Raw genomic sequence first — 20,753 nt, forward strand, 5'->3', positions numbered from 1 at the left:
TCTCACCTCGTTTTTTGAGGTAAGGTATTCTGTTGTTATGTCCATATAGATTTGCAGCAATATTAATAATGTATTAAAGTAGAACTTAATAGGATTAGAATACAAATGCAGGAGGGTCTCATGACACTTATTAATCAGTTGACACCCAATGAGGAATTTGTAGGTTTTTATTTGCTGAGAGAGTTAGACATTAAAAAAACGAATAATACGCCAGCTAAAGATTATTTTGATATCGTATTATGCGATGCTAGCGGGCAAATATCAGCAAAATACTGGGAGGCTACAGCAACCGATAAAGAAACATTTTTCCCAATGGGATTGGTGAAAATCCAAGGTTTAGCTCAAACCTATCGTGAAAGATTACAAGTGAAAATTATTAAAATTCGTAAAGTAACGGATGAAGATCAAGTAGCTATAACGGATTTCATACGGTCCGCTCCTATCCGTCCGATTGATCTTATTCATACTATTAAGCAGGTAATGAATAGTATTACGGATGAGGAAATCAGACAAATCGTATCGTTTTGCGTGACCAAAGTCGAGGATAAGTTAATGCATTACCCGGCTGCCAAAACATATCACCATGCTTATTTTGCAGGGCTTGCTTATCATATCGTTAGAATGCTAGAACTCGGGGAGTTTATAGCTCGTCAACGTCCATTTTTGAATATGGATCTCATTAAAGCTGGCATTATCCTTCATGATATTGCCAAGCCTGAGGAAATGAATGCGGAGCTAGGGATCGTAACTGAATATAGCAACCAAGGGAATTTAATTGGACACATTTCTATGGCATCTAATTGGATTGTAGAGGCTGCAATACGTTGTAATATTAGTTTAGATTCTAATAAAGTGATTAGTCTACAGCATTTGGTGCTTTCTCATCATAATTTGGGAGAGTGGGGAAGCCCGGTACAGCCTCAAATTGCCGAGGCAGTAGCTTTGCATCACATCGATGCACTAGATGCAAAGCTCCAAATGGCTGAGGATGCACTCGATACAATGTCTGATACTGAAGAGTGGACTCCGATGATAAGAGGTTTAGAAAATAAAGCAATGTATCGTATGAAATTTTGAGTTTCGGATTAAACTAGCGTCACAGCATCAGCTTACTAGAACAGGATATCTCACCTCGTTTTTTGAGGTAAGGTATTCTGTTGTTTTATAATGAGTAAAAAATAGATAACGAAATCAATAAATGCATATTGTATTACATTGGAGCATTGCCAATAATTAGAATACAATAGTTATGTTCTATCCGAATCATGTTATCAATTACTTTTCATCTAATTGTAAACGCTTACCATATTTCGTTTGGTGTAAGCTCAATATAGCAGGTAATAAAGTTATAAGTAGACAATGACTTACCGTGACTGCTTATTAAGCAGAAGGAGTAGAATTCGAATGTACAGACTACTTATTGTAGATGATGAAGAAATAATTACAGAAGCATTGTACGAAGTGTTTAATCAAGTTATGTCAGATGAATTAGATATATGTAAAGCCTACTCAGCAAAAGAAGCATTGAATTGGTTATCACGAACAAGAGTTGATATCGTACTTACCGATATACGTATGCCTGGTATGAGCGGTTTGGAATTGATGGAAGAGATCCGAACTTTTTGGCCTAGATGTAGAGTCGTTTTTTTGACAGGCTATAGCGAGTTCGAATATGCATATCAAGCGATTCAAAAGTCGAATGTTAGATATTTATTGAAAACAGAAGGCTACTCGAAAGTCACTCAAACAGTCCAGGAAGTTATTCAAGAGATCAATACTGAAAATCAAATGTATAATTTAATACAACAATCACAAAAACAGATAGATACGTTAAGATTTATGGAGCAGGGGGAATATTTCAGACATTTTCTACATGACAGCCAAGTAAATGATCAACATCAAGATTCATTAATGCTAGAGTTTGAAGGATTGAATATAGATTTAGATGCTAAAGCTCCTGTTGTGTTAGCACTCGGTCATTTATCATATACCTTTGAAGCAGTTTATGTTGAAAAAAGTGAAATGTTTTCGTTAACAAGGGCCATTTGGAATTCATTTATGGGGGAGCAGATACATAGTGTTACTCTAGTTGACAAACATGGTGATCTATTATGGCTGCTTCAAACCTCAGAACATGCTGATGAAAAATTTAGCAATCATTTAATTAAATATTTAGAAGGAACTTTAGAATTAATCCAGCGAGCATGCTTAGAATCACTTGGCATCTCAATTTCATTTACTATAAGTGGTCGTACATGCGCATGGGGCGAACTGTCTAATCAGTATGAACGGCTTAGACACTTGCAGAAGATGAAGATTGGTGATGGAGTCTCATTAATTCAAATTGATCGCAATGAGCAGAATATGACATCAAATTTAAATGGAAGTTTTCGACTTGGACCGAGAGTGGAAATTCTCAATGCACATTTAGATGCGGGGAGATCTGATCAGTTTTTTGAATGCTTTGAAGAGACTGTACAGCCTATTTTGCAAATCAACGATTCCGTTCATCGCTCAATTGAAACATATTATTCGATTGCGTTAATGCTGCTGTCTTGTATTAATCGCTTTGGTTTGCAATCTACTATCGGTGATTATAGTAAATTAATGCGCTTTGACGAGCATACCTCGATCCAAGAAGCCTTTCAATATTTGAAATTGTTAGGAGAGCGGATTTTCAAGCTGAAAAGTATTGATGAACGGGATCGGTCAACTTTAATAATTGATAAAATATGTAAGTTTATTCAAGAGAATCTTAGTGAAGATCTGTCGCTCGTTCGTTTAGCGGAAATGTATTACTTCAATCCATCCTATTTATCACGCTTTTTTAAACAGGAGCATGGCGTTAAACTTTCCGAATATATTGATGAATGCCGGGCAAAAAAGGCTAAGGAGCTATTATGTAATAGTGAATTAAAGGTACGCGATGTTGCTTTGCTAGTTGGCTATGAAGCGGCACATTCATTTACAAGATTTTTCAAAAAAACGACAGGGATGACCCCGCAGGAGTATCGAGATTCGATCATTGTGGAGCGTTAATCCTCGTTAACAAACTGCTACGAATAGTTACACAAAAATAGAAACCCTCACTACAATGGAAGTTTAAAACCACCATTGTAGTGAGGGCTTCATATTCGATGTCGAGTAAGCTACGTTAGCAAGCGCTTCGTTATCAAAGTCGGCTTTTTGAACTACCTCTACTAGCCTTTATTCAAAAACTGTGCAATATCAACCTTAGCTCCAACACGCGCACTTTCAACAGCAGCCATGACCATCGCCATACTATAAATATTATCACTGCTATCTGTTTCAGGCTTACGTCCTTCAGATAGCGCTAAAAACATATCTTCAAGGCAGCCCGCATGGAATGTTAGCGGCATTTCAATTTCCTCAGCGTTCACACGATCATAATCATACATAAACTTACCTTCTTGTGATTCAGGCTTAATAATATCGGCATAAGGAGTGCCATGTCCGTCCCATATTGCTGTACCCTTGTCACCAATAATTCGCCATGCTGCTTCCCATGATGTAGGAGCACCTTCTGCACACCATGAGCCACGATAATCGAACACAGAGCCATCAGACATTTCAAATATGCATAGTGCCATTGCATTACCTGCATACCAAGAGCCATGCGGATTGAACTCATGACAGTAGACGGAAACAGGGTCTGCTCCTAAAATCATACGTGCCTGATCGAACGTATGAATCGCCATATCAAGTAACAGTGGACTTTCCATAGCATCTCGGAATCCTCCGAAATGTGCGCCGATAAAGAAGTCAGCGCTCGCAAAACCAACCTTGCCAATCGTATTATCTGTAATTAAGTTACGAAGCGAACGTATTCTTGGGTCAAATCTACGGTTTTGCATAATCGCATGCGTTTTACCGTATTCATCAGCCATTGAAACTAGCTCATTACACTGCTCAATCGTTTCTGCAAGAGGCTTCTCAGCAAGTACGTTACAGCCAAGCTTCATCGCAGTAGAGGCAATGTCATAATGACTAGCTGGGATCGTAATATCTAGCACGAGATTGGCTCCAGTCGCTTGAATAGCCTCGCTAATATTTGTAAATATCGGACAATCAATGTTTTTACGTTCAGCAAAGCCTTTCGCTGCTTCTGGAAAAATATCTACAAGTGCTACAATTGTTGTATCCTCACGAGTTAATACATAATCAGCCCATGCGTTAGCCATATTGCCACAGCCTGCAATAATTACGTTATAGCTTGCCATATTGATTCATCCTCCTCTAGATTGGGTTAGGCACATACTGTCCGCCACGGCAAGATTTCAAATAGTTAAGTGCATGTACCTGCCCAGTCATTTCTAGCTCATCCTTGTAAACGGGGTCATGCCAGCCTTCGATGTCGATTGAGCCCTTATAGCCGTGCTGGCGCAAAATTGTAATAATATCCGACCAGTTGCTATCGCCAAAGCCCGGAGTACGATGCCATACGAACGGCTGCGGACCGTGAACGCCATGTTCTTTGACAATATCCCATGCAATCGTGGCATCTTTACCGTGAACATGAAACACTTTATTGATCCATTTTCTTAATTGCGGAATCGGATCAATTAAGCTAACCATTTGATGACATGGTTCCCACTCTAGCCCGATATTGTCTTCTGGTACAGCGTTGAACATTAGCTCCCAAGCAGTTGGATTATGAGCAATATTCCAGTCGCCACGCTCCCAAGTTCCGCCCATATCACAGTTTTCAAATGCAATACGCACCCCTTTATCCGCTGCACGTCTAGTTAGTTCTCCAAAAACTTCTTTGAATCTTGGAATAGATTCATCTATCGGACGATCTGTAATGCGACCTGTAAATCCAGAAACAATATTTGCTCCGAACAAGTGAGCATGATCAATTAATCTTTCCCAGCTTGCTAAAGTATCGGAGTTATCGCCGGCTCCAGTAAGTGGATTTCCGAATACGCTTACAGCTGAAATAACAAAGCCATGCTCCTCTGAAAGGGCACGAATGCGCTTAGCAAGCTCTTTCAGATCTGTTTCACCTGTTGTCTGCCAAAATGTAGGATTGAACGATTCAAAGCCATGACCTACAATTTGCGGAATGACATGATCTGCGTTACCACCATTAACTAGCGTTCCAATACGAATTGACTGTTTCATACTTGTTATCACTCCAATATTGTCATATATTATTGATAGCAACCCTATTATAGATCAGTTTTTACTAGGTTGCGTTATCCGATATTGGCGGAAATTAGTCTTATATTGTGGAGGTGTTCCAGCGCAGATGAGTTATCCGAAGGAATTATGGGAAGATACAAGACTTACGCAAAAAGCATATCCTATTCAAATATTTCCAAATCGAGCTCGTAACATTAAAAAGGGAGATTGTATCCTTTATTTGCACTGGCATGTCCATCTGGAATTGATTATTGTACGTAAAGGTCAGGCAGTTTTTCATATAGATAGTCGTCCGATTGAAGTTACAGCAGGGGATGTACTTCTTGTACCTGGAGGAAGTTTGCATGTAGGCTATTCACAATCGGATGAAGATTTTGAGATGGACTGTATTGTATTCAATCCAGCGCTGTTTAACGAGTGGATGAACGATCCAATTCATGTTCAACTATTATCGATGTACTTGGAAGGGAAAGCACATTTTCCACTACTAATTTCACGATTCGAAGAGTGGGATAGTCATTATAAGATGGAGCTAGATGAAATAACAAAGGAATTTCTTAATAAAGAAATAGGTTATCAGCTCATTGTAAAAGCGAAGCTCTATGCTTGGTTTATTAAGCTTGCTCGGTATTATAGTAGGCTTCAACCTGTTGCTATAGAGAGAGAGCCATATTTTGCGAATCGAGATCATTTTAAGCAATTAATTGATTATGTGAAAGAGCATTATACTGAGAAATTATCTGTTAAGCAGGCAGCAATGATAGTAGGTCTTGATCAGTATTATTTCTGCAAACAATTCAAAAAGCTAACAGGGAGAACTTTTATTGAATATGTTAACGTCTGCCGGGTAAGTGAAGCGGAACGTCTATTAATTAGTAGTCAGGCGACAATAGGTGAAATTGCTACTCAAGTTGGTTGTGAGAACGCGAACTATTTTACAAAGCTATATAAACAGTACAAGGGGATCACACCTTCTGATGTGCGAAGGTTTAATGAAGGGGGAGGGGAATATTCGTCAGTTACATAACGAAAGAGTTTTAAGTTACGTTAGTAGCGGCTATAAGCCATGTAATATGCATCAATGGGGGCCTGGTGTAAGGGATATTTATGCATTGCATTATATTATAAGCGGGCAAGGCTATTATGAAATTGGTCAGCGTAAATTTAAACTTATTGCTGGAGAGAGCTTTATTATTTTTCCGCACATCCCAATTTATTATTACCCTGATCCACTAGATCCTTGGGAATATGTATGGCATGAATTTAAAGGGAGTGAAGTGCCGCAGCTATTAGCTTTAACTACCCTGAAGCTAAATTATCCTGTTACTAAGGCAGCCCCGCAAAATATGACATCTTTTTATGATGTGAGTTTATATGGCGAGTTAAAGGCATATGAACAAATACGATCTGATGCAAAGATTCGTTTGTTGCTTTCGTATTATATAGAATTTTTCCCGTCGGAAGCTAACTTAGTCGATACCGATTATGTAAGATTAGCGAGGGAGTATATTGAGCATCATTATTGGAAGCCTTCTTTGACGGTTACTACTATTGTGGAGCATATGAATATTGAACGAAGTTATTTGTTTCGCTTATTTAAGAAGGCAACAAGTATGTCAGTATTACATTATATCACGAAGGTTCGTATTCAGCGTGCAAGTGAGTTGTTAAAGAATGAAGGCTTATCAATAAAATCAGTAGCCTATTCCGTAGGCTACAGTGACCCACTATATTTTTCAAAGGTATTTAAAAATGCAACAACATATACTCCATCAGAGTATATGTTGTTGCATCGGCACAAGTAAGAAATTAACGAAACAGAACACATTTACCAGACTGCCGATAATATTGAATTAATCGCTCAATTGGCTCGCGTCCACAATTGAGCTTTTCTCCTAAGCAATTGATGCAAAGAAAGTCCTTCGCTTTCATAGAGACTAGCTTCAGATAAATGGCAACGTCATCGGTAATAAGTGGTACTCTACAGCTAGAGCAACATCTCGTGCTGTTCATGTCTACACTAGCCTTGCTCTAATAACGAGGCAATCATGTGCTGGTACGGTAGGGGAGAAGCGTTCTTTGAAGACTCCTAGTTCCTTATGCTCCCAGCAATCATACAATGACAATGAAAAGTTTGAAGCATATGGCAAGCCGATATCCCAAAACAGCAAAGAAATCTCTCGTTGGCTATCACTTAGATTGAAAAAGCCGATTGCTACGTCGCCATCAGTAAGTACCTTTACAAGCATAAATACTTCGTCATCATGGAACCACTGTGGTTCTGGCTTTATACGGTAAGCCCCGCGTGCCTCCAAATCCTGATTTATCGCGAGCAGATCTTTATTAAGCAATATATTTTTTGTAGCTGGCGTTGCCTTACGGATATCACTACCGATCATTAGTGGAGAACCCATCATACTCCATATAGAGAAATGAGTTTTATACTCAATATCACTACAGCCACCTATTTTTCCGATATAGTTGTCGTTGCTACCACCATACATGCCAACAATAAGCATATCCATATCGTTATGACAGAATGAACCTGTATAGCACTCCTTGTCTAGCTGTGAAATGGCTAACTCCTTTATAGAAATCCAGTTATCACGAATATCTCCAGTAGAGCGATACATATGAGCACCTGATTCGCGAATCCAGTGATAGACATTGTCTTCTCCCCAGTTACAAGCAGAAAAAAGAATCTCTCTACCGCAGTTTTTAAGTGCTAGACTCATGCGCTTATAAAGCAACTCACCAGAAATATGACGAGGCTTGAAGCAATAGTCATATTTCAAGTAATCTACTCCCCATTCGGCGAACTTCTTAGCATCCTGAAATTCATGCTCAAAGCTGCCAGGATATCCAGCACATGTGTGGGTTCCTACACAGGAGTACATCCCAAACTTTAAGCCTTTGGAATGAATATAGTCGGCGAGTGCTTTCATGCCACTAGGAAACTTCTCAGGATCCGCAACTAAATTACCTTGCTCATCACGCTCCTTCAAGCTCCAGCAATCATCAATAACAACATATTCATATCCTGCATCTTTATAACCCTCAGATACGAATAAATCAGCGATTTCACGGATTAATTGTTCATTAATATCCCAAGTGAAAGTGTTCCATGAATTCCAACCAAGTGCAGGGAGCAGGCCAAGCTGCTTATTATTGTTCATCTCAAAATCATCCTTTTTCGTGTGGTAGAAGCTATAAACATATTTAAGCATATGCAAGAAAGTGAATCCTATAGTAAAACGTTGCTTACATATGTAAAAATGTTGCTTTTTACTAGATTCAACCACACAACTTGGGGAAATATAGAAGGTTTATAACAGTTTAAAGGATGTTTTATAGGTAGTATCGGCATATTGCCTAGGTGTGACACCTGTGATTTGCTTGAATACGCGATAAAAATGAGTAGCCGTTTGAAAACCGCAGAGTTCAGAAATACATTCAATAGTGTGATCTGTTTCCAATAGTTGTTGTTTGGCTTTGACAATTCGTTTCGTGTTGACGTAATTGGTTACATTCATCGTCGTTAGCTGTCGGAACACTCTGGAGAAGTGAGCTGTTGAAACAGATGCATCTTTTGCAAGCTGAACTAGGCTATGTTCGCGCTCAGGATGCTGATCAATAGTTTGCAAAGCGGAAAGCATCCACGAGGGACTATAGCGTGAATTGGCTGTTTGCTTGAAAGAACTTGAGTTTGTAATACGATTAAGCTGGAGTAGCAATTGACCGAGTATCAACCATATCGCGTTTTGATAGCCAACTGGACGCTGTTCCCACTCCTTTGACATACTGAAAAGAGAGGCTTCTACAATTGTTTTCACTTGCTCAGGTAGATCTAGCTTGTAGAGTTTTTTTTGTTTTGCATATTCGAAGCAAGCGAGAGAGGAATAATTGGGATCGTGTGGAAGCGAATTTATTAAATAGGGAGCAAAAAAAATAGCAGATGATACAATGGGTTCTTCATCATCAGGTAGCGAGTGATGTATCGTATTTCCAGGTATGAGGAAAAAGTCGCCTTTACGTTTTTCATACCATAAGTGATCAATAAAAAATACACCTTTTCCTTCGTGTATATAGACAAGCTCATAATGATCATGAAAATGATCCGGCAGCTCATTCTCTTGCTGTCTCTTGGCTTGATGGACAAGCTCAAATGGAAATAATACGTTGCTTTCAAATGTTTTTCGGATCGCCATGATACAATCACCTTCACTTGTTTTAGTATATAATATCAAATTATGTGATGAAAACGCAATCTTAAGACATTACACTATCATTATTTGTAGTTTACAATGATAGCATTGTAATAACTGTTTGCCGTCTCGGTAGTCAAGAGTCATTTAGAGAAGGAGCTGAGCTAGTATGAGAATTGATGCTCATCAACACTATTGGTCTATTAAAAGAGGAGATTATGGCTGGATAACTCCACAATTAACGACTCTGTATCGCGATTTCTTGCCTCCTGATTTATCACTCCACTTGAAAAAGCATCAACTAGCTGGAAGTATTTTAGTGCAGGCAGCACCAACATTAGAGGAAAGTGTATACATTTTACAATTAGCAGATAAAACTCCTTCTATACTTGGAGTAGTGGGCTGGATTGACTTTTTTAATGGTGATCATATAGCACAGTATACTGAGCTTAAGCAGTATTCCAAGCTAGTAGGCTTACGCCTCATGCTTCAGGATATGGAGGATAGTACAAAGGTACTTGATCCAGAAATTATTCATAAAATTAAATACTATGTGGACCGAGAAATTCCATTGGATTTGCTTGTCGTTGCTAACCAGTTGGATACAATTATTGCGTTGCTTGAAATTTTTCCTACTATGAAGGCGGTTATCGATCATATTGGAAAACCAAACATTGCAGAAGGAGATATTGATCGATGGTCGCAGCAAATGAGCCTCATTTCTCAGTATAAAGGAATATACTGCAAACTATCTGGGATGGCGACAGAAGCTGATCATGACAACTGGAGCTACGAGCAATTTACTTCTTATATTGAGCATATATTGCACTGCTTTGGCACTGAACGGGTTATGTTTGGTAGCGATTGGCCTGTATGCTTGCTTGCTGCAAGCTACGATGAGGTTATCCATATTGTTGAATCAGCCTTGCCGCAAGCTTGGGGAGCTGAAGAAGAGGCAAGACTATTTGGTTCCAATGCAGCAATTTTTTATAATCTCGTAAATAAGGGGGAGCAAGATGAAGTATAGAAAGCTAGGTATAACTGATATGGAGGTTTCAGCGCTAAGCTTTGGAGCCTCATCACTAGGATCCGTATTTCGTAATACGAATGAGCAGGAGAGCATTCGAACGGTACATACAGCGCTCGATCAGGGGATTAATTATATTGATGTTGCTCCTTATTATGGTTTGACGAAGGCGGAAAGTGTGCTGGGAAAAGCGATTAAGGAGCTTGATCGTAGCACATTTTATTTATCCACCAAGGCTGGGAGATATGGTGAGAGCAATTTTGACTTTTCAGCAGCGAAGATTGTTTCAAGCGTAGATGAAAGTCTAGCTAGATTAAATACAGATTACGTCGATATTTTGTTTTTACATGATATCGAGTTTGTACCTGCAGAAATTGTTATAGAAGAAGCAATTCCAACGCTTCATCGTCTAAAGGAGCAAGGGAGAATTCGTTATTGTGGAATTAGCGGACTACCAATCCAGTTATTTGAAACATTAATTCCACAAATCAATATAGATTGCATATTATCGTATTGTCATTACGCTCTAAATGACAACTCTTTGCTAGCGCTACTGCCTTTGCTAGAGGAACGAAATGTAGGTTTGGTCAATGCCTCTCCTTTGTCTATGGGACTATTAGGCACTAGACCAATACCTGTCTGGCACCCAGCTAGTGAGTTAGTCAAGAAAATTTGTAGGCAGGCAGCAGATTATTGTGCAACGCACGGCTATGATATTGCGAAGCTTGCAGTTCAGTATTCAACAGCGAATTCTGAAATCCCTACTACGCTAGTAAGTACTGCTAATCCGCAAAATATAACTAAAAATGCTACATGGGTTGAGGAAAAATTAGATCAGCAGCTACTTAAGGAAGTTATGGAAATTTTAAAGCCGATTGCTAATGTTAGTTGGACTAGTGGACGTTCTGAGTACAATGAGCAGCTATAAGAAACGGCAGAACAGGCAAGAGTATATTATTACTAAGGGGCGGATGTATGATGAAAGCGATTGTATGTGAAGAGGTTGGCAGGCTTGTAATACATGAAAGACTGCCAGAGCCTAAGCTGAAAGAAAACTATGCAGTTGTACAGATTCGACGCATTGGAATATGTGGAACAGATTATCACGCGTATAGAGGCAATCAGCCATTTTTTACATATCCGCGAGTTCTTGGACACGAGCTTGCAGGCGAGGTTATACAGATTAGCGACAATGATCTTGGATTACAGGAAGGCGATCAAGTAAGCATTATTCCGTATTTCCATTGCGGTTTATGTCAAGCTTGTTTGCAGGGGAAATTCAATTGCTGCAATGAAATGAAAGTGTTTGGTGTTCATATTGATGGAGGAATGAAGGAGAGAGTAGCGGTACCGATTAATTATCTAATTAAAACAAATGAGCTTAGCTTAGATCAAGCTGTTTTGCTGGAGCCACTGGCAATCGGTGCACATGCCATCGCTCGTTCAGGATTGCAGGCAGGTCAAACAGCACTCGTTATCGGTGCAGGACCCATTGGACTTGGTATTATGGCGCTTATACACAGTATGGGGGCTAAAGCGATTGCTATGGACGTTAATGAAGAGCGCTTAAAATTTGCAGAATCATGGGGAAATGCTGCATATACGGTCCATGCCTTACAAGATCCAATACAAAAAGTCGCAGAACTTACAGCCAATCAGTTTGCGAGCGTAGTAGTTGATGCGACTGGGAATGCGCAATCAATGATGAATGCATTTGATTATACGTCGCATGGTGGAAGCTTGATTTATGTAGGTCTGTTTAAAGGGGATATTACATTTCATGATCCTGACTTCCATCGTAAGGAGCTGACATTATTGGGCAGTCGTAATGCTACTCGACAAGATTTTGAGACAGTTATAGAGGCAATGTCACTCGGGCATATTGTAGCGGAGCAATATATTACACATCGCTGCAAGTTTGAGCAGCTGACGGAGGCTTTCGAGGAGTGGTTGCTGCCTCAATCTAAGGTGATAAAAGCAGTTGTCGAGTTATAATCGACAACTGCTTTTATTACTAATAGATGAACTATCGTATCGAGAAGTTGTACTCAATAAAACGACTGAATCTTAATAAATGACAACGCTTTCTTAATAATGTTGGCTTATGGTAGCCTCCCTTAGGAAGATATAATGATTAAGAAGGAGGGATTGGGATGGAAATTGAAAGAAGAATCGGTCACAGTGCCCGATTTAGAGAGCGTAGAACACAATTTTTTAAGCAATTAAAAAGACAAAGAGTCCTTCATCTTTTTGTTGGCATGGGAATGATATTTCTACTAATATTCGCTTACACACCAATGTTTGGGATTATAATGGCATTTAAAGATTATTCGATTTCTACTGGGATTAAGGGCATTTTCACTAGCGAGTGGGTTGGACTCAAACATTTTGATGAGTTTGTAAACGATTACCGTTTTGGTGAAATCGTTCGTAATACACTAGTCTTAAGTTTTCTAAAAGTGCTATTTACTTTTCCTGCTCCAATTCTACTAGCAATTTTATTGAATGAAGCGAAAAATTTACGGTTTAAAAAGATCGTGCAAACGGTTAGTTATTTACCTCATTTTATTTCATGGGTCGTAGTGGCAGGGATTGCTTTTTCCTTCCTCTCTGCTGATATTGGAATGATCAATAAAGCGCTGATGAGTCTGGGTATTATTGACAAACCGTTAGATATCCTTACTAACGCAGATAGCTTTTGGGGCCTTGCGGTAGGGAGCGCAATATGGAAAGAGGTAGGCTGGTGGACAATAATTTTCTTGGCTGCTATTGCTGGAATAGATCCTACGCTGTATGAAGCAGCACAAATTGACGGAGCGGGAAGACTTGCACGTATTCGTCATATTACGTTTCAAGGTATAAAAGGGACGATTGTCGTTGTTCTTATTCTTACGATTGGAAGTATTTTAGGCGGCGGATTGGTTGGTTCTAATTTTGAGCAGGCATTTCTGTTCGGAAACAGTATCAACAATTCAACATCAGAAATTGTACAGACTTATGCATTCAAGGTTGGACTAAGGGATGGTCGCTTTTCATATGCGGCAGCTATAGATCTTATTCAGTCTATTATATCTGTTATATTAATTTTTTCTAGTAATTACATTGCAAAACGTGCATCAGGATCTAGCTTATTCTAGACAGAGGAGTGGAAAACGACTATGAGTCAAAGACAAAAAGATCGGATTTTGGATAGCGTGATCACAGTCATCCTATTTATTATTTTTATAGCAATGTTTTATCCGTTCTACTATGTTTTGATTCTTTCATTTAATAAGGGAACGGATTCGCTCACGGGAGCTATTTACTTTTGGCCGAGCTCCTTCACTTTTGAAAACTATGAAAGATTTTTGAGTGATCCTCATTGGTATAAGGCATTGTTAGTTACTGTGCTGAGAACGCTATCTGGTACCGTGTTGGGAGTGCTTTTTACCAGTATTGTGGCTTACGGATTATCGCATCAAAATTTGTTATTCCGCAAAACCTATTTTACGATTATTATTTTTGCAATGTATTTCTCGGGCGGATTAATACCATATTACGTTGTGTTACGTTCGCTTGGATTACTCAACTCGTTCGGGGTATATATTATACCTTCAATGCTAAGTACGTTTTTCCTATTGATCGCGATTTCCTTTTTTAAAGATATTCCAGGAGAGTTAAAAGAATCCGCTCATATAGATGGAGCAAATGAATTTGTTATTTTTTATAAGGTTATTCTCCCTGTATCCATGCCTCTTATTGCGACGATGTCATTGTTTACTGGCGTCGGTCAATGGAACTCTTGGTTGGATTCAGCTTACTTTGTACAATCGGAAAATTTGAGAACGCTTGCTTATCGTATGATGGAAGTTATTAATAAAAGTAATGCACCCATGGATTCCATTGCTATAGCAAATAGTTCCTCTGTAGGCGTTACAAGTTATTCTCTTCAACTAGCTGCAATGGTTATATCAGTACTTCCGATTGTATGTGTGTATCCATTTTTACAAAAATACTTTGTCCAGGGCGTTATGTTAGGGTCAGTAAAGGGTTAAATTCATTGTGGTATTAGAGCATGAAGGCTTGCTTTAATATAAAATTCGATTCATGGAGGGGTTATTAAATTATGAAGATAAAAGGAAAAAAAAGTATTTTGCTATCTTTGGTAACTGTACTCGTGTTAACGTTATTGTCGGCTTGTGGTGGCAATAATGATGGTCAGAAAGTAAATAACGAATCTAATTCTAGTACAGACGGAACAAAAGCAACAGCGAAAGAAGAAGTTCAAGAACTTTCATTATTTATTGATGCATCTTGGTATCCTGTTAATGAATGGAAGGGGCCAATTGCTGAGAAAATCACTGAAAAAACTGGAGTGAAATTAAAGGTTACTGTAGCTGCAGATGATAAGCAACTTCCACTAATGATTTCCTCTGGAGATTTACCAGATCTTATCTTTACTCATTCTCAAATCGACCGTTTGTCTGATTCAAAGCTATCCTATCCATGGAATGAGCTTATTGAACAATATGCACCTAATTTCGTCATTGACGATACAAGAATTGCTATTCATACGATGGATGATGGTAATTTCTATACCGTTAGAAATTCATTTGCTACTCAAGAGGAAATGGCAGAACATAAATTTGCAATTGGTAGCGATGGCAACCCAGGTATTGCTTTACGGGAAGATATATTAAATGAACTTGGCAACCCATCGCTAAATTCAGTGGATGATTTTGCCAATGTATTAGGAATGGTTAAGGAAAAGTATCCTGATATGATTCCTCTTACGATGGATAAAGATTGGTTTGAACAGTATTTTCTACAGCAATTCGGTGTAGAAGCGCTATTGGATGGTTGGTACGAGAGAGATGGAGTAATTGATTACGCCATCAAGCAACCAGAAATGCTGGACTTCTTCAAATTTATGAACGAATTATACCGTAACGGATATATTCTCGCTGAAAATTATGCATATACAAATGATCAAATTGATGATGAATATGCGATAGGTGGCAAGGCATTTGCTCATAGTCATACAGTCAGTGTTGCAGATTCAGACAATAAAAAAATTAAAAACAATGGTGATTCTTATTCCTTTAAAATGTTGCCTAGTGCATTGTCAAAAGATGCTAAAATAGTAAGTACAGGGCTTGGATTTGCAGGTACGTTCATTACGAAAAACAACAAGAATCCTGAGGCTTCCATTAAATTCATAGAATTTTTGGCAAGTGATGAGGGTAAGAAGCTTACAATGTTCGGTATAGAAGGTGAACATTGGACGTGGAACGAAGAAGGATATCCTAATTTGAATTACGACCCATCTGATGGTGATTTTGTAAATAGTAATGGAATTAAGTGGTGGTACCTGTATAATGATGGTGTCATGGAAGGGCTACAAGGATATGTTCCTGGTACGCAGAAGACTCAAGCGTTATTAGAAAGGAAAGAAATTACCACCTACAAACCAGAGATCGGATTGATCCAAACTCAGCCAGATTCTGACGAGAAAACGATCAAAACAAAGATTGATGAAATGATTAAAAATGAGAAAGTAAAGATTTATTTAGCAAGTTCAGAAGAAGAAGCCATTGCAAACTATGAAAATATGTTGAAAACTGCTGAACAAATTGGTTTGAAAAAACTGGTTGAATGGGCAAACGAAACATATCAAAATAAGAAAGACTTGTTTAAGTAAATTTCCGAAAATCCGGTGGAGAGACGAGGTGTCTCTGCCGGATTTTTCGAGCTTATTTCAGCATGACTTTGTTACTGTCAAGGCAACATAATATAATAGATTATAAGAATCGGAATTCAGTCTTCCATGGTATATTGAGGTAACATTGCAGCGTACAGATGCTACAGGAGGAGGAACATGTGAATATTACTCGGAAAATAACGCTAGGTTATATTATTCTCATACTCATACCGGTCATGGCATTTGGTTACCATTATTACAATCAAATACATGGAAATCTGACTAAACAGTTTGCTGAAAGTCGGCAAAATATACTAGAACAAGCCTATGCAAATATGCAAATGGATTTTACCCGAATACAGTCAGTACATCGAGTTTTTCAATATAATTCTTATGTCACGGATTATCTTGATGGTGTGTATAACAACGAGGCGGAAAGTGTTTATTCCTTCATTCGTTATATTCGTCCGTTATATACACAGTCGCTATTTGCTTATTCGGAGATCAACTCTCTCGTAATCTACAAGATGAAGGACAATGTATTTTCAATAACAGAACATTTTGTTGATTCGAATTTACTCGACCCATATATAGAAGAAACCACTCGTAATTTAAAACCTGGATCAGGAATATGGGTTCGAGTAAATCCAGAATCGCTTCATTCTGAACTGATATACTATCAGCATCTCTACAATGCTCAATTTACTGAGAAAATCGGATTATTAGAAATAAAGATTAATGACACTCTTATAAAAAAATTCTTTGAAGCTGCTGGAGTAAAAGATCCTTGGAAGGCCTTTTTTTTGGTCAGCCCAGATAAGTTTATTGGAGATCATCCAATGGAAACTGTCATTAATCAAGAGGCTTTGCAATTAGTGCAATCGGAAGCACACACATTTGTCATTAATCGAAAATATGTAATTAACCAATTAATTGTTGAAGAACTTGGGGTGCATTTCATTATAACAGGCAAAGTAGGCGATGTTTTTCATTCACTCACAAATTCAGAAGTAATTGTGATGATTATTCTCGTCCTATTGTTAGTCGGTCTTTCATTAGTCTATTATATGTTTGCTTCTACGATTACAAAGCGAATTTTAAGATTAGCCAGACATATGCGTACATTGAATGATGATAATTTGAGACAAAACATAATAAAACAAGAAAAATTAAAAGAAAACGATGAAATTGGATTTCTGATAGAAACTTATAATTCTATGCTTATACGAATGGATGAACTGATCAATAATGTCCATCGTGCTGAATTGCTGAATAAAGAGGCAGCTTATAAAATACTACAAGCACAAATTAAGCCGCATTTTCTGTACAATACGCTTGAGACAATTAGGATGCTTGCCGAAACAAACAATGACAAGGAAGTTGCTGATATTTCTTTTTGGTTTGGCAAGCTGATGCGGTATAGTTTGTCTTCTGAGCAGGATGAAGTAACACTTGCTCAGGAGATTGATATGGCAAAGTTTTATTTGCAAATTCACAAAATGCGTCTTCAAAATAGACTGACGTATGAGCTTGAGGTTTCTATGAATACGACGAGTTTTATATGTCCGCGATTTATTATACAGCCACTCATAGAAAATAGTATTATTCATGGAGTATCGAAAGTTATACGTCCTGTACACATTCGTCTTGTAGCCGAAGAGTCAGATCAAGAGATTCGAATTAGTGTTATTGACAATGGAAATGGTATTCCGACAGAGAAATTATCAATGATTCACTCTTTGCTCTTACGTGGAGATAAGCCAAGGGAGTCAACTACAATAACTGGTGTTGGACTTGTCAATGTTAATGATAGAATTCAGGCTTTCTTTGGCGGAACATCCCGACTTGAGGTAGTTAGTGAATCAGGTAAGGGAACGAATTTGTGTATTATTGTAGAGAAAAGGAGGGGGAGTCAAATATGAAGCTGCTGATTGTAGACGATGAACCATTGATATTGAACGGATTGATCAAAGTTGTCAGAAAAGTGGCTCCTGAAGGAACTGAGATACGAGAAGCTTCAAATGCTCTAGAGGGACTTGAAATAATGAAGCAATTTTTTCCTGATGTTACGATTACTGACTTAAACATGCCTGAGAAAAATGGATTTGAAATGATTGAAGAGGCCAGACAGCAAGGTCTTTGTGATCGCTTCATCATATTGACTGGGTATGATGAGTTTGAGTATGTTCGAACAGCACTGCGAGTTCGTGTCGTAGACTATATTTTGAAGCCAATTGACCAAGAAGAAATTGCTATATTACTTGAACGTGTTAAAAAAGAATTACCGTCTACTGTTGATGCAGATTCTCGTCATGCCAACAGAATACTTACCTATATGCAGGTACATTTTAGAAAAGATCTTTCGCTTGATCATATTTCCGAGATGATGAATTTACATCCTAATTATATTTGCAGTTTGTTTAAGAAAGAAACTGGGGAGACCTTCGTAAATTACTTGAACGCAATGCGAATTCGTGAGGCCAAAAAATTACTGACCTGTGAGAATGATGTTTCAGCTAGCGCAATTGGAGAAATGGTAGGTTATGACAATAAACATTATTTTACTAAGGTGTTTAAGCGATATACAGGAACTACACCGGGGGTATTTCGGAAGAATGCACTTGAAGGGGATGAAAATAACGAATGAAATAAACTAGAAAATAAATGATATGTTATTAGCATGAAATGAGGTGTTTGAATTGATGATTCCTTTTAGTTTGGATGAAGTTAAGCTATTTAATAAAGACGCTTACCTTCGCAGAGAGCTTGCCAAGCAATACATCGTCGCATTCGATCTTGATAGGCTTATGCATACGTTTAAAATTAATGCGGGAATTCCATCTCATGCGAAGCCTTTGGGAGGTTGGGAAGATGTTAATGGTGGCCTAAGAGGACATTTTGTAGGGCATTTTCTTTCGGCATGCTCCAAGTTTTCATTCGCTGATCAAGATGAAGTCTTGAGAATGAAAGCGTATAGAATTGTTGACGTGATGGAAGCATGTGCACAACCAAATGGATATCTCAGTGCTTTTGAAGAAGAAGTATTGGATATTTTGGAGCAGGAAGAAAATCGTAATGTATGGGCACCTTACTATACATTGCATAAAATCCTTCAGGGTCTGATTGATTGTTATCTATATTTGGATAATAAAAAAGCTTTGAAACTGGCAGTCAACTTAGCTTACTACACTTACAGAAGATTTGAGAAACTATCATTTTGGAAAATTGATAGTATTCTCCGATGCACAAAGTTGAATCCTGTTAATGAATTTGGTGGGATAGGAGATTCTTTCTATACTTTATATGACGTAACAGGTGATGTGAGCTTGTTAAAGCTAGCCCAGTTTTTTGACAGAGATTATTTCCTTGCGAATCTTGCTTCCGGTAAAGATGTACTTGAAAATCTACACGCCAATACACATCTTCCAATGATTATTAGTGCGATGCATCGATATGACATTACCGGTGAGGAAAAATATAAGGTAGCAGCGTTACATTTTTATGGTTTCTTGTCGGGAAGAACCTTTGCTAATGGCAATAACAGTTCCCAAGCTACGGCATATATAGAGGGCGCTGTTTCGGAAAAATCAGAACACTGGGGTGGCTATGGCAGTTTAGGTCATGCCTTGACTGGTGGTGAAAGTGAAAGTTGCTGCGCACATAATACAGAAAGAATTCTAGAACGGTTGTTTCAATGGTCCCAAGAAGTTAAATATTTAATTCATATGGAATCGCTAAAATATAATGCTATATTAAACAGTGCAAGTCGTAAAACTGGTCTTTCACAATACCATCAGCCTATGGGAAACTGTGCTGTAAAGAAATTTAGTGATCCGTATGAATCCTTTTGGTGCTGCACAGCATCAGGAATTGAGGCAATGAGTGAATTGCAAAAGAACATCTGGTTTAAAGACAGAGACATTTTGCTGCTTAATAGTTTTATATCATCCATTGTAGTTTGGAAAGAAAAAAATGTAAAAGTTACGCAATATACTGATTTTCCTGATGCTCTAACTTCAATACTCCTGATTAACACAGTTGAGCCTACAGAATTTACTTTGCAATTAAAAGAAATTAATGTAATCGGTGTAAAAATTAACTCGTCTAGTATTGATATCAAAAAGGAGAATGGGTTTATCTTGATTCAACGAGTTTTTCATGATCAAGATAAAATTGAAATTGAAATCGCTGCTCCTTTACGGTTGGTTCCTTTACAAGGTGATGAGAATTTGGTTGCGATTATGTATGGAAGTATATTGCTCGCACAACGGGGAGGTATGAAGAAGTTTATAGGTATTTCAAATGGGAACATTAATGAAAAATTAGTTAAGTGTCAAACAGACGAGTTGGAATTTGTGCTGAATGATGACCACGGTAACTCAGCAACATTTAACCCTCTTTTTCGTATAGAGAATGAAGAATACTCTGTATATTTGGATTTTACGGGACGTTCATCGCAGAACAGTCAGTTCTCATTTGCTAGAGATGGCAGCGTAGCATATGAAGAAAGATGATAATGGGTTTATTACAATATAAAGGGTAGATTCTAGCGTTCAGATTGTAAGAAACACAAGAAGATGTGAGAATTATTAATTCTTTCAATTGATAGCGCTTTCGCTACCTGGAGGAGAGGTAAAGTGAAGCCATGGAAAGAATACATACTTGGTGATGCGTA

At 38.2% G+C, this 20,753-nt stretch carries 17 protein-coding genes; 13 read left to right on the plus strand and 4 right to left on the minus strand.

Annotation, left to right across the window (positions count from 1 at the left end; translation table 11 throughout):
• The first annotated feature begins 120 nt into the window (after positions 1-120).
• Entirely contained in the window at positions 121-1,077 is a 957-nt protein-coding gene (locus AC1TO5_RS07775; protein ID WP_482062226.1) for a 3'-5' exoribonuclease YhaM family protein, read from the plus strand.
• 327 nt (positions 1,078-1,404) lie between these two features.
• Entirely contained in the window at positions 1,405-3,039 is a 1,635-nt protein-coding gene (locus AC1TO5_RS07780; protein WP_482062227.1) for a response regulator transcription factor, read from the plus strand.
• A 161-nt stretch (positions 3,040-3,200) separates the two neighbouring features.
• Here the strand turns inward: AC1TO5_RS07780 and AC1TO5_RS07785 are convergent, their stop codons facing one another.
• Both AC1TO5_RS07785 and AC1TO5_RS07790 read right to left on the minus strand, forming a co-directional pair.
• Positions 3,201-4,241: a Gfo/Idh/MocA family protein gene (locus AC1TO5_RS07785; protein ID WP_482062228.1), complete on the minus strand. Its 1,041-nt coding sequence runs from the start codon at positions 4,239-4,241 to the stop codon at positions 3,201-3,203.
• 16 nt (positions 4,242-4,257) lie between these two features.
• Positions 4,258-5,145, minus strand: coding sequence for a sugar phosphate isomerase/epimerase family protein (locus tag AC1TO5_RS07790; protein WP_482062229.1), 888 nt, complete (start codon positions 5,143-5,145; stop codon positions 4,258-4,260).
• A gap of 127 nt (positions 5,146-5,272) precedes the next feature.
• Between AC1TO5_RS07790 and AC1TO5_RS07795 the strand changes: the two genes are divergently transcribed.
• Together AC1TO5_RS07795 and AC1TO5_RS07800 are read left to right on the plus strand one after the other, a co-directional pair.
• On the plus strand, positions 5,273-6,193 hold the full coding sequence (locus AC1TO5_RS07795) for an AraC family transcriptional regulator (RefSeq protein ID WP_482062230.1): 921 nt from the start codon (positions 5,273-5,275) through the stop codon (positions 6,191-6,193).
• Positions 6,159-6,971 (plus strand): AraC family transcriptional regulator, encoded by an 813-nt coding sequence (locus AC1TO5_RS07800; RefSeq protein WP_482062231.1) that lies wholly within the window; start codon positions 6,159-6,161, stop codon positions 6,969-6,971. The genes AC1TO5_RS07795 and AC1TO5_RS07800 overlap by 35 nt, the downstream gene beginning before the upstream one ends.
• Before the next feature lie 210 nt (positions 6,972-7,181).
• Here the strand turns inward: AC1TO5_RS07800 and AC1TO5_RS07805 are convergent, their stop codons facing one another.
• Positions 7,182-8,342, minus strand: coding sequence for a glycoside hydrolase family 27 protein (locus tag AC1TO5_RS07805; protein ID WP_482062232.1), 1,161 nt, complete (start codon positions 8,340-8,342; stop codon positions 7,182-7,184).
• A gap of 150 nt (positions 8,343-8,492) precedes the next feature.
• Complete coding sequence (locus tag AC1TO5_RS07810; protein ID WP_482062233.1) at positions 8,493-9,374, minus strand: helix-turn-helix domain-containing protein; 882 nt, start codon at positions 9,372-9,374, stop codon at positions 8,493-8,495.
• Between the two features lie 166 nt (positions 9,375-9,540).
• Here AC1TO5_RS07810 and AC1TO5_RS07815 point away from each other — a divergent pair, with 166 nt between their 5' ends.
• From AC1TO5_RS07815 to AC1TO5_RS07855, 9 genes are all read left to right on the plus strand, one after another.
• Positions 9,541-10,398 carry an amidohydrolase family protein gene (locus tag AC1TO5_RS07815; protein ID WP_482062234.1) on the plus strand — a complete coding sequence of 286 codons (858 nt, stop codon included), beginning with the start codon at positions 9,541-9,543 and terminating at the stop codon, positions 10,396-10,398.
• The gene (locus tag AC1TO5_RS07820) at positions 10,388-11,326 is read left to right on the plus strand and encodes an aldo/keto reductase (RefSeq protein WP_482062235.1); all 939 of its coding nucleotides are present in this window, start codon (positions 10,388-10,390) and stop codon (positions 11,324-11,326) included. The genes AC1TO5_RS07815 and AC1TO5_RS07820 overlap by 11 nt, the downstream gene beginning before the upstream one ends.
• Positions 11,327-11,373: 47 nt before the next feature.
• Entirely contained in the window at positions 11,374-12,393 is a 1,020-nt protein-coding gene (locus AC1TO5_RS07825; RefSeq protein WP_482062236.1) for a zinc-binding alcohol dehydrogenase family protein, read from the plus strand.
• Between the two features lie 158 nt (positions 12,394-12,551).
• On the plus strand, positions 12,552-13,535 hold the full coding sequence (locus tag AC1TO5_RS07830) for an ABC transporter permease (RefSeq protein WP_482062237.1): 984 nt from the start codon (positions 12,552-12,554) through the stop codon (positions 13,533-13,535).
• 21 nt (positions 13,536-13,556) lie between these two features.
• Entirely contained in the window at positions 13,557-14,432 is an 876-nt protein-coding gene (locus AC1TO5_RS07835; protein ID WP_482062238.1) for a carbohydrate ABC transporter permease, read from the plus strand.
• Positions 14,433-14,503: 71 nt separating this feature from the next.
• Positions 14,504-16,078 carry an extracellular solute-binding protein gene (locus AC1TO5_RS07840; RefSeq protein ID WP_482062239.1) on the plus strand — a complete coding sequence of 525 codons (1,575 nt, stop codon included), beginning with the start codon at positions 14,504-14,506 and terminating at the stop codon, positions 16,076-16,078.
• 179 nt (positions 16,079-16,257) lie between these two features.
• Positions 16,258-18,000 (plus strand): sensor histidine kinase, encoded by a 1,743-nt coding sequence (locus tag AC1TO5_RS07845; RefSeq protein ID WP_482062240.1) that lies wholly within the window; start codon positions 16,258-16,260, stop codon positions 17,998-18,000.
• Complete coding sequence (locus AC1TO5_RS07850) at positions 17,997-18,725, plus strand: response regulator transcription factor (RefSeq protein WP_482062241.1); 729 nt, start codon at positions 17,997-17,999, stop codon at positions 18,723-18,725. The genes AC1TO5_RS07845 and AC1TO5_RS07850 overlap by 4 nt, the downstream gene beginning before the upstream one ends.
• 55 nt (positions 18,726-18,780) lie before the next feature.
• Positions 18,781-20,592 (plus strand): beta-L-arabinofuranosidase domain-containing protein, encoded by a 1,812-nt coding sequence (locus AC1TO5_RS07855; RefSeq protein WP_482062491.1) that lies wholly within the window; start codon positions 18,781-18,783, stop codon positions 20,590-20,592.
• Positions 20,593-20,753 lie beyond the last annotated feature (161 nt).

The organism is Paenibacillus sp. Y930, assembly GCF_056786375.1.